The sequence below is a fragment of the Bradyrhizobium sp. Ken64 genome, from assembly GCF_055807555.1.
In genome coordinates this window covers 19,686-33,385 of the sequence record NZ_JBVVPA010000011.1, presented here as the reverse complement: position 1 = coordinate 33,385, position 13,700 = coordinate 19,686, and the positions used below count along the sequence as shown (strand labels likewise).

The window sequence follows — 13,700 nt, the reverse complement described above, 5'->3', positions numbered from 1 at the left end:
CGGCGTGCGCGATGGGGCGCGCACGTTGGGGATCGTGGCTTTCCCCTGATGTTTGGAGATTGATGATGAGGAAATCACTTCTTGCGCTGGCTGCCGGGCTTTTGCTTGCCGGGAGCGTCAGTGCAGCCTCCGCCGCCGACAAGCTGAAAGTCGGATTTATCTACCTCGGCCCGGTCGGTGACCTCGGTTGGACCTATCAGCATGAGCTGGCACGCCAGGCGCTGGTGAAGGAGCTCGGCGACAAGATCGAGACCACTTTTCTCGAAAACGTGCCTGAAGGCCCCGACGCCGAGCGCTCGATCGAGCAGCTCGTCCGCGCCGGCAACAAGCTGATCTTCACCACCTCGTTCGGCTACATGGATCCGACGCTGAAGGTCGCGAAGAAATATCCGAATGTGCATTTCGAGCACGCGACCGGATACAAGCGCAACCCGAACATGTCGACCTATTCGGCCAAATGGTACCAAGGCCGCTACATCCAGGGCCTGATCGCGGCCAAGATGTCGAAGTCCGGCGTGCTCGGCTATATCGGCTCGTTCCCGATTCCCGAGGTCGTCTCCGGCATCAACGCGACGATCCTCGCTGCGCAGACCATCAACCCGAACATCAAGGTCAAGATCATCTGGGCCAATACCTGGTTCGACCCGGGCAAGGAAGCCGACGCCGCCAAGGCGCTGATCGACCAGGGCGCCGACATCATCATGCAGCACACCGATTCGCCGGCGGCAATGCAGATCGCCAGCGAACGCGGCAAGCTCGCCTTCGGCCAGGATTCCGAGATGATCAAGTTCGGGCCGAAGACCCAGCTGACCTCGATCCTCGATACCTGGGGTCCCTACTACATCGCCCGGGTCAAGGCCGAGCTCGACGGAACCTGGAAATCGGAGGACAGCTGGGGCGGCCTCGACAGCCACATGTTCGCGATGGCGCCCTACACCAACATGCCTGACGACGTGAAGAAGATCGCCGAGGATGCCCAGGCCGCGATCACTGCGGGCAAGCTGCATCCGTTCAAGTGCCCGGTCGTTGGGCAGGACGGCAAGCCTGTCGAGTGCAAGGGCGGCGCCAATCTCGACGACGGCCAAATCCTCGGCATGAATTTCTACGTCAAGGGCATCGACGACAAGCTGCCGGGCAAGTAGCACGCTTCTTGCATTGCCTAGATCACCTGCTCCTCCCGGAACAGGTTCGGAGGGGGTGGCCAGAAGCACCCGGCACTTGTGGTCGCCCCCTCTTTCAATTTTCGCCTGATTATTATCCGGCCTGCATGGCCCGCGCCGCCGAACTGTGGCGGCGGATGAGGTCTGCCACATCCAGCCCCGGGATCGTCCCGTCGATCACGGCCCATTTTCCGGCCACCATCACTCTGTCAGCCCGATGCGCCCCGCACAGCACAAGTGCGGCCAGGGGATCGCCATGGCCGGAGAAGCGTAGCTCGTCGAGCCGGAACAGCGCGAGGTCGGCCGTCTTACCGACGGCGATGTCGCCGAGTTCCGGCCGGCCGATGCAGGCCGCCGAGCCCTTGGTGGCCCAGCGCAGCGCATCCTTGTGACTGACCTTCGTCACTCCGTAGCGGGCACGTTGCAGCAGGAACGCGGCCCGCACCTCCTGCATCAGGTTCGATCCGTCGTTCGAGGCCGAGCCATCGACGCCGATGCCGATGCCGACACCGGCCTCCTCCATCTCGCAGACGGGGCAGCAGCCGGAGGCCAGGAGTTGGTTGCTGCAGGCGCAATGACTGATCGTTGTCTTCGCCCTGCCGAGCCGCTTCATCTCGTCTGCATTGAAGAAGATGCCGTGGGCGAGCCACGTCCGCGCATTGAGCCAGCCGCATTGTTCGAGATAGTCGAGCGGACGGCAGCCGTACATCTCCTGGCAGAATTTGTTCTCGTCCTCGGTCTCGGCAAGATGGGTATGCAGGCGCACGTCGAGCTTCTCGGCCAGATCGGCGGTGGCGCGCATCAGGGATGTCGTCACCGAGAAGGGCGAGCAAGGCGCGAGCGCGATCTGCACCATCGCATCAGCACCGCGCTGATGGTGCCTGGCGACCACGCGCGCGCTGTCCGCGAGGATGGTGTCCTCATCCTGCACGACGCTATCGGGCGGCAGACCGCCGTCGCGCTGCGACAGGTTCATCGAGCCGCGCGTGAGCAGTACGCGCACGCCCAGCCGCCTGGCCACCGCCACCTCGATATCGACGGCGTCTTCGAGCCCTGCCGGAAATACGTAGTGATGATCCGTCGTGGTGGTGCAGCCCGACAGCAGCAGTTCGGACATCGCCACCGTGACGCCGAGCTCGAGCGCATCCGGCGTCAGCTTCGCCCACACCGGGTAGAGCGCCTGGAGCCAGGGAAACAGCTCGCGGTCCATCGCCGCCGGCAACGCCCGCGTCAGCGTCTGGTAAAAATGGTGATGGGTGTTGATGAGGCCCGGCAGCACGACGTGGTCGCTAGCATCGAACACCGCGACGTCAGCGGTTGCGGGCGCAGCGCCGGCCGGCACCAGCTCGACGATCCGGCCGCCTTTCACCACGATCCCGCGCTCGGCGCCATCGGCGAGGATAGCCAGGGGATCCCTGATCCAGATCGGCTTTGCGTTGCTCATCAACCTGCTTCTCCTCACATCCGCTGACGACAGGCTTGCACGACAGGGGCCGGCCTGATTGCGTTTTTGCTGCGACTTGTTGTTGCGACTTGGCGCTCGTCTTGCAAGACTTTCTCCTGGTTCGATTCACTCGTTGGAAGCGTTGGCGTCGTCATGGACTTGAATACCATCACAGCGGTCGCCCATCCGCAAACGCGCGCGCAGCTGCCTGTTTGGACGCCAGGTGATGCTTGGCTCGCGGGCGGCACCTGGCTGTTCTCGGAGCCGCAAGTTCAACTCACTCGGCTCATCGATCTCACCGACCTGAAATGGCCGGCGCTGACGGTCACCGAGAGCCATTTCAGCATCGCGGCCACCTGCACCGTTGCGCAGCTCGATGGATTCGTCTGCCCACGCGACTGGTTCGCGGCGCCGCTGATCAATCAGTGCTGCCGCGCCTTCCTTGCTTCGTTCAAGATCTGGAAGACGGCGACGGTCGGCGGCAATCTCTGCATGTCGCTGCCGGCAGGACCGATGATCTCGCTCACGGCTGCGCTGGACGGCGTCTGCACGATCTGGAAGGCCGGCGGTGGCGAACAGATGATGCCCGTCGTCGACTTCGTCACCGGCAACCAACGCAACCTTCTGGCGCCGGGGGACCTGCTCCGGCAGATCGATGTTCCGATTGCCGCGTTGAAGCGTCGTACTGCCTTCCGCCAGATCTCGCTGGCGCCGGTCGGCCGTTCGGCGGCGCTTCTGATCGGCAGCCTGGATACCGATGGCACGCTGACGCTCACGGTCACCGCATCGACAGTGCGGCCAATCCGGTTGTCCTTTCGCGAGGCCCCCGAGGCGAAAGCATTTCGCGACGCCATCGCGCAGCAGATCACGGACGATCTGTACCACACCGACATCCACGGCAAGCCGCTCTGGCGCAAGCACATGACACTGCGGCTTGCCGAAGAGATCCGCGACGAACTCCTCGGAGCGACGTCGTCATGAGCTTCGAGGTCGACGGCAAGCCGTTTTCGCAGAGCCCCCGCGCCGGCCAGTGCCTGCGCACGTTCCTGCGCGAGCTCGGTCATTTCGGCGTGAAGAAGGGTTGCGACGCCGGCGATTGCGGCGCCTGCACCGTGCTGCTGGACGGCGAGCCGGTGCATAGCTGCCTGATCCCGGCATTTCGCGCCGACGGCCGTGCCGTCACCACGATCGAAGGTCTAGGCGGAGACGGCGGCACGCACCCGATGCAGCAGGCTTTCCTTGACGCACAGGGCTTTCAATGCGGCTTCTGCACCGCCGGCATGATCCTGACCTGCGCCTCGCTGAACCAGGCGCAGCGCACCGATCTCGGCGTGGCGCTGAAGGGCAATATCTGCCGCTGCACCGGGTATCGATCGATCGAGGATGCGTTGCTCGGCAAGACCAACATCGAGGAGAGCGTCGAGGCCGGCGCCGCATTCGGCCGCAGCCTGCCGGCACCAGCTGGCCGCGATATCGTGCGCGGCAAGGCGCGCTACACGTTCGACACGCAGATCGACGGCTTGCTGCATATCAAGCTGCTCCGTTCACCGCACGCCCACGCGAGGATCGTCGCGATCGACAAGTCGGAAGCACTGACCGTTCCCGGCGTCCACGCGGTGCTGACGCATGAGGATGCGCCCACGATCCTGCTCTCGACCGCGCGGCACGAGAAGGACTGGATGGATCCCGAGGACACCCGTGTCCTCGACGACATCGTCCGCTTCATCGGCCAGAAGGTCGCCGCCGTGGTCGCAGACAGCGAAGCCGCCGCCGAGGACGCATGCCGCCGGCTGAAGGTCCGCTACGAGCTTCTGCCTGCGCTGATCGATCCGGAGCAGGCGATGGCGCCCGGCGCGCCTGTCATTCATCCCGACCGCACCACTGCGAACCGCGTTGCCGACGCCCAGCGCAACCTCGCCGCGGAGACGCATGGCGAATTCGGCGACGTGGCGGCTGCGCTCGCGACATCCGCCGCCACCTTCGAGGGCACCTTCCATAGTCACCGTGTGCAGCATGCCGCTTTGGAAACCCACGGCGGTCTCGCCTGGCTCGATGCTTCGGACGTGCTCAACGTCCGCACCTCGACGCAGGTGCCGTTCCTGACCAGGCGCGCGCTGTCTGACATCTTCGAGCTTCCCATGGACAAGGTCCGCGTGTTCTGCGAGCGCGTCGGCGGCGGCTTCGGCGGCAAGCAGGAGATGTTCGTCGAGGACATTCTGGCGCTCGCCGCGCTCAAGACCGGGCGGCCGGTGAAGCTGGAGCTCACCCGCGAGGAGCAGTTCATCGCAACCTCGACGCGGCATCCGATGCGGGTCCACGTCAAGGCGGGGGCCGACGCGGACGGCAAGCTCACCGCGCTCCAGCTCGACGTCCTCTCCAACACCGGCGCCTACGGCAATCACGCCGGCCCCGTGATGTTCCACTCGCTGGCCGAATCCATCAGCGTCTACAATTGCCCGAACAAGCGGGTCGACGGCCACGCGGTCTACACCAATACGGTGCCGGCAGGCGCGTTTCGCGGTTATGGCTTGCCGCAAACACTGATTGCGGTCGAGGCCGCGATCGACGAACTGGCCAGGCAGCTCGGCGTCAGCCCTTACGAGATGCGCCGGCGCAACGTCGTCAAGCCCGGCGACCCCATGGTATCGCCGCCGCCGTCGGAATTTCACGACGTGCACTACGGCTCCTACGGGCTGGACCAATGCCTCGACCTCGTCGAGCGCGCGATGCAGGCTGATGGCCCGCAGCCAGGCCTGTCGCCGGAGTGGCTGATCGGCGAGGGCATCGCGCTGACCATGATCGACACGGTACCCCCGGCGGGCCATCTCGCGGATGCGAGGATCGCGCTCAACGACGACGGCGGCTTTGACCTCACCGTCGGCACCGCCGAATTCGGCAACGGCACCAGCACCGTGCACCGGCAGATCGCGGCGACGACGCTTGCGACCACCGTCGACCGGATCCGCCTGCGCCAGTCCGACACCGCCCATGGCGGCCACGACACCGGCGCCTATGGCAGCGCCGGCATGTTCGTGGCAGGCAAGGCGACGCATGCGGCAGCCATGCAGCTTGCGACCGAGCTGAAGGCGGCCGCCGCCGGCGCATGGCTCTGCGACGTCGGCAGCTGCACGCTCGAGAGCGAAGCCGTCGTCAGTGGCGTGCGGCGGATGTCCTTTATGGAGCTGGCAAAGCTCGCGCGCGAACGCGGACAGCCGTTCGCAGGCGCCGGCAATTCCGGCGGCACGCCGCGTTCGGTCGGCTTCAACGTGCAAGGCTTTCGCGTCGCGGTGAACAAGGGCACCGGCGAGCTCCGGATTCTCAGGAGCGTGCATGCGGCGGACGCCGGCGTCGTCGCCAATCCCATGCAGTGCCGCGGTCAGGTCGAAGGCGGTGTCGCGCAGGCGCTCGGTGCCGCGCTCTACGAGGAGATGGTGATCGACGCGGACGGCCGCGTCACCAACCCCAAATTCCGCGACTACCATCTGCCCTCCTTCGCCGACGTGCCCCGTACCGAGGTCTTCTTCGCCGAGACATTGGACACCATCGGACCGTTGGGTGCGAAGTCGATGAGCGAGAGTCCGTACAATCCGGTCGCCGCCGCGCTCGGCAACGCGATTGCCGATGCCACCGGCATTCGCTTCACGGCGCCACCCTTCAAGCCGGACCGGCTGTTTCCGGCGCTGCACGAGAAGTTCGGTAACTAACTGCCGCGGTAGGTCGAATAGCTCCACGGCGTGACCAGCAGCGGCACGTGGTAGTGGCTCTCCGGCTCGCTGATCGCAAAACGCAGCGGGATCTCGTCGAGGAACGGCGGGTCGGTGAGCGGCACGTTGCGCTCGGCGTAATATTCGGCAACGCTAAACCGGAGCTCGTAGCGGCCGATCGGCAGCGGGCGGCCACCGATCAGCGGCTGATCGGTGCGGCCGTCCGCATTGGTCACCGCGCGCGCTATCACGCGGCTCTCGCCGAGGTTCGCGAGCTCGACCAGCTCGACCGGAATGCCCGGTGCGGGCTTGCCGGCGTGGTTGTCCAGCACATGGGTCGAGAGCCGGCCATGGACCTTGAGCTTGTCATCGGCTGCGACGAGTTGATCGAGCCGCAACGCCGAGATGCGGCCAATCTCCTCGATCGCACGTCGCGTCTCGGTCTTGGCGATATTGCGCAACCGCGTCTCGAAATCGCGCAGCACGGAATCTTTGGTGTGACGACGCACGCACACGATATAGGGGATGTCAAACTTCGCCCGATAGGCATTGTTGACGCGCTCGAACGCCGCGTATTCGGCCTCCGACAGCCGATCGAGGCCGGCGCTGTTCTGCTCGTCGGTCGATTCTGCGGTGAGCCCCGCCGCGCGCTGGGTCTTGTTGGCGAGATCCGGGTGCGCCCGGATCAGCGCCAATTGCACGTCGAGTTCGGCACTCTGGATCGCCGCCATCAGCGCGGCGTGCAACTGGTTGATGCCGGCGAACGGCCGCTTCGCGGCCAGTTGCCCGGCGATCCACGGCGAATATTCAACGACGTTGGCGAGCGCGGCAACGAAATCGGCTTCATCGGCGGCATTGAGATCAGACAGGGATATTTGCGACATCGTCCTCACTCGATCTCGAATGCGTCGGCGGCAAGATGCGCGAGCTTGTCGTGCCAATGCTGTGCGATCTGCAACCGCGTCGGCACCCAGACGCGATCGTGCTTGCCTATGTAGTCGAGGAAGCGGATCAGCCCCGCCGCGCGGCCGGGGCGGCCGGCGAGACGACAGTGCAGGCCGACCGACATCATCTTCGGCGCGCTCTCGCCTTCGGCATAGAGCACGTCGAAGGCATCCTTCAGATAGGTGAAGAACTGCTCGCCTTCGGCAAATCCTTGCGGATTGATGAAGCGCATGTCGTTGGCGTCGAGCGTATAGGGAATGACGAGCTGCTTGCCGCTCGCGCCCTTGAGCCAATAGGGCAGATCGTCGGCATAGGAATCGCTGAGATAGAGGAAGCCGCCCTCCTCCATCAACAGACGGTTTGTGTTGATCGAGGAGCGCCCGGTGTACCAGCCGAGCGGCCGCGAGCCGGTCGCCGCGGTGTGGACGCGGATCGCTTCCGCGATCTCCGCGCGCTCCTGCGCCTCGGTCATGTCCTTGTGCTCGATCCATTTCAGGCTGTGGCTGGCGATATCCCAGCCCGCCTCCTTCATGGCAGCTACGATTTCCGGATTGCGCTTCAGCGCTGTGGCGACACCGAACACCGTGGTCGGCCACTTCCGCTCGCTGAACATCCGCCACAGCCGCCAGAAGCCGGCGCGCGAGCCATATTCGAACATCGATTCGATGTTGGCGTGGCGCTGGCCGGGCCAGGGCTGTGCGCCGAGCACGTCGGACAGAAACGCTTCCGAGGCAGGGTCGCCATGCAGGATGTTGTTTTCGCTGCCCTCCTCGAAATTGACGACGAACTGCACCGCGACCCGCGCGTTGCCGGGCCATTGCGGGTGCGGCGGGTTGCGGCCGTAGCCGCGGAGATCGCGCGGGTAGCGGGTACCAGTCACTCAGACTTCCTCGAAGCGGATCGGCAGCGCGCCCTTCCACAGCACGCTCTTGCCGAGCGTCGCCAGATTCTCCAGGCCGGAGGTCAGCGTGATGAAATGGTTGCCGGCGAGCTGGCCCATCTTGCTCGCGAAGTGCACGCCGCCATAGGCCATCAGGATCTCGGTCTCGCTGATGCCGCCGGGATAGAGGATGATCTGGCCGGGCGCGGGATAGCTGGTGTGGTTCTCGTAGCCGACACCGAAATCGAGGTCGCCGAGCGGCATCCACACGCCCTCGCCGCTCCAGCGCACGTGGATGACGTGACTTTCGAACGGCAGCGCCTTGCGGAACGCGGCGACAGTCTTGGGCGCCGCTTGCTCCTCGAAACGGGCATCGAAGGTGAAGTCGCCGGCACGGATAACGAGTTTGGTCATCTCATCTCTCTGGATCGGGGGCGATGGCCCCACGGGGAATTTTCAGGCAAAGAGCATTCCGTCGGGCTTCGCGCAAGGGGCGCGGCCCGTTACCTGCGGTCGTAGGACCAGCCGAAAACGCCACTCCGCCGCGTCTCGGGCTCCGGCTCGGCGGCGGGCTGCGGCGCCTCCCTCAGTTCTGCCTGCGGCGGCGGAGGCGGCACCGGCAGATTCTCGCATTTCATGGAGTAGACCAGCTTGCCGTCCGCGGTCCGCCCGATCGGCACGCAGGGGTCCGGATGCGCCGCCGATGTTTTTGGGGTCAGCTTGACCTGGGCCACGGCCGGCGAGGCGATCAGCAGAAGGACAAGCAGATATTTCGACATCATTGTCGCCTGAAAACCAAATTTGGCCCATTGAACCGGATTGCGCAGGTCAAGTCCATCGGTGCCACGGGCGCGATTGCCGAATATTTAGCCGAGGCTAGAAAATTGGCTCGCCCCAATGTGATGTCGCGAGCGCTGATATCGGCTAGGCGCGTCGCCATGTCAGCCGCGACGGCGACCACACAAAACACACATCTCACAGCCGGGCTGTCGTCACGGGAGAAAGAAACAATGCAAAAGACTTTCATCATTCTCGGCGCGACGCTGATTGCCGCCGCCACCATCCAGACTGCCGCGGCGAACGACCGCCGTCATGTCCGCAAGGCGCAACCCCATCCCATCACCCAGTCGGTGCGCGATTCCAACGCCGCGCTCTGGCCATCGCAGCCGACCGGGCCCGACTGGTCGCGCTATTCCAACGGCGCGATGTCTGCACCAGCGGGACGGTGATGCCGGAAGCCTAGCGCGATCAACCGAAAGTGCCTCCATGTCGTCATTGCGAGGAGCTCTTGCGACGAAGCAAACCAGACATTTTCCACGGATGCATTTCTGGAATGCTTTCGCTGCGCTCGCAATGACGGAGTATGAGGCGGCAGCGCCACTCTTCCAGCTCGCATTTTAATTGCATACACGCATTCGCGTCCTCGCGGCGCGTTTCGCCCGAGTTTTGCTTCGTCATTTCACCCTCTTGTCCAAGAGGGCGCAGGGAAGGCCGGGTGCTGACCTCGCACCCGCGGTCCGCTGCGCGAAAAGCACACGCAGGAAAACCGCACAGCAGCATACAGGTGGTGCCAATCACTCGGCCTTCCCTGCGCGATGGTTGGACGGCTTATGCCGTGCTCTCCCGGGAGCCGAGTTCTCTTTGGCCTCCCTCACCCCAGCGAAAGTCGCCGACACCGCGCCGGTTGACGCGCATGCCGCATCCGCAAGAGCTTGACCGTAGCAACGACGGCCAGGACCACACGTCTATATTTTGGTACTCGGTGAAACACGCCGAAACTAACAAAAGACTTTAAAACAAGCGCCTTTGGACTACCCTGATGCAGGCTGTTTCAGCGGGCTTCACCAAATTAAGGGCCCGGCCCTAAGTCTTTCAGCGTCCGCACGACAAACTGAAAGCCTCAGAGCCGAGCCCTTTGGTCCCAAGCCTTAGGAGCCGAAACCAAATGGATAGTAGCATCGCCCCCTCCCCCGTCCGCAAGCGCGGCCGCAACAGCAGCGTCATCCTGACCGACCGCCTGTGCGAGAAGCGGGTCGCCAAGCGAGCCAAGCTCTACGACCGCAAATGCCCTGGTCTGTACGTCAGCATCACGGCGGCGGGCGTGGCGACCTTTTCGTACAAGTTCACCGACCGCCAGACCGGGAAGCAGCGCACCGGCTGGCTCGGCGTCTACAATGCCGAGACCTTTACCGTCGAAGACGCCCGCAGCAGGGTCTACGGCCTCAAGGGACTGGGTACCGAGGCTCTCGCCGAAACCTTCCGCGACCAGAAGACCGCAAAAGCGAGGCGCGGCAAGACCGTCGCCGAGATCATCGAGGAGCGGATCGAGTGGATGAAGACGCCAGTCAAGAAGCCGGATGGCGAGATGCGGCCCCGGCTGGAAAGCTGGGAGAACACGGCAAGCCACCTCCACCGTTTCATCCGGCCCCGCCTCGGCAAAAAATTGGCGATGGAGGTTACCAAGCACGACATTGCGACACTCTCGAACGATATCGTCGCGGGGAAGTTCGGCAAGCCCTCGGTCAGTAACGCGCGTCATATGCGCAAGGCGGCCTCGGGCCTGTTCAACTGGGCGGCGGAGGCAGGCCGCGACTATGCGACAGCCAGCCCCTGCGTCAACCTGCCGAAGCTCGATCCGGAACATCCGCGCACCCGCGTCCTGTCGGAGAATGAGATCAGGATCTTCTGGCACGGTCTTGATCGCAAGGACCTGCCCTGGGACCGCCGGACCCGGCTGGCGCTCAAGTTCGAACTCGTGACCATGCTGCGCTCGCGTGAACTGCTCAGTGCGCACCGGGATGAGCTATTCGACCTCAATGGCGACAACCCGCGCTTCGACGTGCCCCTCAAGCGAGTGAAGAAGCGGCGCGTGATCCAGCAGCCGTTGTCCGATCTGGCGGTTGAAATCATCAAGGAGGCGCTGGCGTCCACCGACCAGCAGTTTGTGTTCGAAAGCCCGATGTACAAGGGCCAGCCGATCCACCGCAAAGCGATGGCCGACGCGCTGCGCGGCACCAAATACGAGAAGAACGAGGACAAGACCAAGACGCCTGGGCTCTGCGAGCTGTTGGGCCTCAAGCCGTTTACGCCGCACGATCTGCGGCGAACGGCGGCGACGTTGGCCGGCGATCTCGGCTTTGACGATGCTGCCATCGCCAAATGCCTTGACCACGCCGTGACAAAGAAGGGTGACACCATCGTGCCGACCGTCACGGGCAAGGTCTACAACCACTCCCGACGGATGAAAGAAAAGCGGGCGGTGCTGGACGGAATCGCCACCGAGCTGCGGCGGATCGTTGGCGCGCCTGTCGCTAATGCCCAAGGAAAAGAGGGGCAACGGCTCGCCGCCTAATTGCTTAGGCGCACCGACTCCGAGCCCGGTCACTCTCGCGGGCCTCTTCCCCTGCAGGGAGTCAATGGGCGCTAAAATCATAGTTATATCAATGCCATGGTGCCGCAATGTCCACATTTGTGTCGCGATCCGGAGGCGGTCCGCGAGAAAATTATATGAGTTACTGTGGATCGCGGTGAAGTCTAGCGGCGGGCGCAACGGTCGCGCTACGATCAGCGGATGACGAATCCCACGATGATCCTGCTCGCACTTTCTGCCGGGACAATTGTCCCGTCAGTGCCGCCGGCCGGCGCAGCGTCGGTGCAGCCGCCGCCAGAGCGGTGACCGATGGCGGAAGAAGACCTCTACTTCACGAACCAGAAGCAGCCCCACGCCATTGAGCCGGGAGCATTCGTGCTCGATCTTTACCGGCTGCTTTGCATGGTTATGGCCTCTCGCGACGTGGCGAGACACGGCCTCACCTCGCCCGTCATCGCGATGATGCAGGGAGGTTTTTTCAAGTCCGAAGTCACACGGATTTTGATCTCGTGTGCCACTGGCTTGCGCATCCGTTTCGATCAGCGTCCCAGAGACCAACGAACGACGAGAGATCAGATTGCGGGAAACTGTTTCCGAACTGGGTGACCGATCCAAAAACGGTCGAGGTGCTCACGCTGCGCGAGGCTTGCAACAAGATCATTCACGCAACCGACATTCGGTTTGATGTCGTGATCCCCGATGCGGCGATAAACCCGGATGAGGAAGGCCTTTACTACGAACCGCACCTGTACCTGTACTGGAGCAAGGGGCGCAACGATTGGCGCGCCGAGCTGTCGCTGATCGACTTCGCACGGCGGGGCGCGGTGGCGTTCAGATGGCTTGCCTGCTGATGACCGAGACGGCGAAAACTGACAATGACGAGCCGATATGTGAAGTCGCAACGATAGTGCGAGGCGATAGGTCGCTCCGCACCCACGACGTAGTCGACCCAAACAACGACACGACGAGGCTAATTAGCCGGACGGAGTCGGAGATGTGGGTCAAGGAGCGGACTGCTGGCCGTTGGTCTGGCCGACAATCTCGAATGCGGTACATCCTGGGCGAGAAGAAATCGTCATCGTTGCATCTAGTCGCCGCACAAATGCTTTCACGACTTGCATGCCGAAGCCTTTGCTCTGATCGATGTCGAATCCTGCCGGCAAGCCGCGCCCCTGATCAGAGACTACCAAAGCCCATCCGCCCGCATTTGTTTTGAAGCTTACGTTGACAGGCCCCGGCTGACCCGGAGCATAAGCATACTTGAAACTGTTCGTGGCCAACTCCGCGACCAAAAGGCCTAGTCCGCTCGCGACATCCGACGGAACTCTGGTGTTTTCCGCATCGACATTGATCGCAGTTATCTGTGCCGGAGCTGTGTGCTTGAGGCTTTCGCACAGCCTGAGCAGAAAGGTATCGATTTGGATCTCTTCATGACTGCCGGTCAAGTGCAGCTGCTTGTGGACGGTTGCAATGGCGAGCACACGATTGCTGGCCATATCGAGCTGAGCCCTCGTCTCCTCGCTCGCGGCATTGCGGCTCTGAAGTGCCAGAATTGACTGGACGAGCTGCAATGAATTCATGAGCCGGTGATCGCCTTCGCGCATCATCGTCTCTTTTTCGTTGAGCAGGTCTTCGGCTTCGACTCTGGCGGCGTGTTCGGCAGCGCTAATCCGGCGCAGTTCAAGCAACTTCATCACCTGATTGGCCATCAGTCGCAAGAAAGCCCTCTGAGTCTCATTAAGCTCCCGTGGCTTGTAATCGAGCACGCAAACGGTACCTAGCGGAAGGCCATCAGGCGTCTCCAACAACGCTCCGGCATAAAACCGCAGATGCGGGTCGCCCGTGACCAGCGGATTATCCGCGAAACGCGAGTCCAGCGTGGTGTCGGGTACGACAAACAGGTCCGGCTGTAAGATCGCGTGCGCGCAGATCGAGCTGTCCAGCGGCGTTTCCCGGATGCCTAATCCGACTTCCGCCTTGAACCATTGGCGGCCGTAGTCGATCAAGTTGATGACAGAGATTGGCGTGCCGCAGATGGCGGACGCGACCTTCACGATTTCGTCGAAGTCAGCTTCTCGTGGAGTATCGAGGATGCCATACCGCCGGAGGGCAGCAAGACGAGATTCTTCAGCCCTATGCAGATCAGCTTGCACGATTTCTCTGATATCTATGTGGCCAGTATGGTGGCCTTTACAGA

At 63.2% G+C, this 13,700-nt stretch carries 14 protein-coding genes; 7 read left to right on the top strand and 7 right to left on the bottom strand.

The features are described from left to right. Nucleotides 1-65 precede the first annotated feature (65 nt). On the top strand, nucleotides 66-1,142 hold the full coding sequence (locus tag AC0L2F_RS19205; protein WP_007612862.1) for a BMP family ABC transporter substrate-binding protein: 1,077 nt from the start codon (nucleotides 66-68) through the stop codon (nucleotides 1,140-1,142). Nucleotides 1,143-1,254: 112 nt separating this feature from the next. On the opposite strand, the gene AC0L2F_RS19200 is transcribed toward AC0L2F_RS19205, so the two are convergent. Further along, nucleotides 1,255-2,604 carry an 8-oxoguanine deaminase gene (locus AC0L2F_RS19200; protein WP_473249446.1) on the bottom strand — a complete coding sequence of 450 codons (1,350 nt, stop codon included), beginning with the start codon at nucleotides 2,602-2,604 and terminating at the stop codon, nucleotides 1,255-1,257. Between the two features lie 153 nt (nucleotides 2,605-2,757). On the opposite strand from AC0L2F_RS19200, the gene AC0L2F_RS19195 reads away from it, so the two are divergent. Both AC0L2F_RS19195 and AC0L2F_RS19190 read left to right on the top strand, forming a co-directional pair. Next, a complete protein-coding gene (locus tag AC0L2F_RS19195; protein WP_473249445.1) occupies nucleotides 2,758-3,585 on the top strand; it encodes an FAD binding domain-containing protein in 828 nt (275 codons plus the stop codon). Then, complete coding sequence (locus AC0L2F_RS19190) at nucleotides 3,582-6,308, top strand: molybdopterin-dependent oxidoreductase (RefSeq protein WP_473249444.1); 2,727 nt, start codon at nucleotides 3,582-3,584, stop codon at nucleotides 6,306-6,308. The genes AC0L2F_RS19195 and AC0L2F_RS19190 overlap by 4 nt, the downstream gene beginning before the upstream one ends. Here the strand turns inward: AC0L2F_RS19190 and uraD are convergent. The 4 genes from uraD to AC0L2F_RS19170 form a co-directional block, all read right to left on the bottom strand. After that, complete coding sequence (uraD, locus tag AC0L2F_RS19185) at nucleotides 6,305-7,192, bottom strand: 2-oxo-4-hydroxy-4-carboxy-5-ureidoimidazoline decarboxylase (protein WP_007612871.1); 888 nt, start codon at nucleotides 7,190-7,192, stop codon at nucleotides 6,305-6,307. The genes AC0L2F_RS19190 and uraD overlap by 4 nt on opposite strands. A gap of 5 nt (nucleotides 7,193-7,197) precedes the next feature. Then, nucleotides 7,198-8,133, bottom strand: coding sequence for an allantoinase PuuE (gene puuE, locus AC0L2F_RS19180; protein WP_007612873.1), 936 nt, complete (start codon nucleotides 8,131-8,133; stop codon nucleotides 7,198-7,200). Further along, nucleotides 8,134-8,547, bottom strand: coding sequence for a DUF3830 family protein (locus tag AC0L2F_RS19175; RefSeq protein ID WP_063995479.1), 414 nt, complete (start codon nucleotides 8,545-8,547; stop codon nucleotides 8,134-8,136). Nucleotides 8,548-8,636: 89 nt separating this feature from the next. After that, a complete protein-coding gene (locus AC0L2F_RS19170) occupies nucleotides 8,637-8,915 on the bottom strand; it encodes a hypothetical protein (RefSeq protein WP_007612882.1) in 279 nt (92 codons plus the stop codon). A gap of 228 nt (nucleotides 8,916-9,143) precedes the next feature. Here AC0L2F_RS19170 and AC0L2F_RS19165 point away from each other — a divergent pair, with 228 nt between their 5' ends. Beyond that, nucleotides 9,144-9,362: a hypothetical protein gene (locus tag AC0L2F_RS19165; protein ID WP_007612884.1), complete on the top strand. Its 219-nt coding sequence runs from the start codon at nucleotides 9,144-9,146 to the stop codon at nucleotides 9,360-9,362. Nucleotides 9,363-9,405: 43 nt separating this feature from the next. Here the strand turns inward: AC0L2F_RS19165 and AC0L2F_RS19160 are convergent, their stop codons facing one another. After that, nucleotides 9,406-9,591 carry a hypothetical protein gene (locus AC0L2F_RS19160; protein ID WP_167552297.1) on the bottom strand — a complete coding sequence of 62 codons (186 nt, stop codon included), beginning with the start codon at nucleotides 9,589-9,591 and terminating at the stop codon, nucleotides 9,406-9,408. 487 nt (nucleotides 9,592-10,078) lie between these two features. Here AC0L2F_RS19160 and AC0L2F_RS19155 point away from each other — a divergent pair, with 487 nt between their 5' ends. The 3 genes from AC0L2F_RS19155 to AC0L2F_RS19145 all read left to right on the top strand — a co-directional run bounded on the left by AC0L2F_RS19155 (nucleotide 10,079) and on the right by AC0L2F_RS19145 (nucleotide 12,354). Further along, entirely contained in the window at nucleotides 10,079-11,485 is a 1,407-nt protein-coding gene (locus AC0L2F_RS19155; RefSeq protein WP_473249443.1) for a tyrosine-type recombinase/integrase, read from the top strand. Nucleotides 11,486-11,812: 327 nt separating this feature from the next. Continuing rightward, nucleotides 11,813-12,109: a hypothetical protein gene (locus AC0L2F_RS19150; RefSeq protein ID WP_473249441.1), complete on the top strand. Its 297-nt coding sequence runs from the start codon at nucleotides 11,813-11,815 to the stop codon at nucleotides 12,107-12,109. Next, on the top strand, nucleotides 12,106-12,354 hold the full coding sequence (locus tag AC0L2F_RS19145; RefSeq protein WP_473249440.1) for a hypothetical protein: 249 nt from the start codon (nucleotides 12,106-12,108) through the stop codon (nucleotides 12,352-12,354). Before AC0L2F_RS19150 ends, AC0L2F_RS19145 begins: the two co-directional genes overlap by 4 nt. Nucleotides 12,355-12,504: 150 nt before the next feature. Here the strand turns inward: AC0L2F_RS19145 and AC0L2F_RS19140 are convergent, their stop codons facing one another. Next, entirely contained in the window at nucleotides 12,505-13,656 is a 1,152-nt protein-coding gene (locus AC0L2F_RS19140) for a sensor histidine kinase (RefSeq protein WP_473249439.1), read from the bottom strand. Nucleotides 13,657-13,700: the final 44 nt, after the last annotated feature.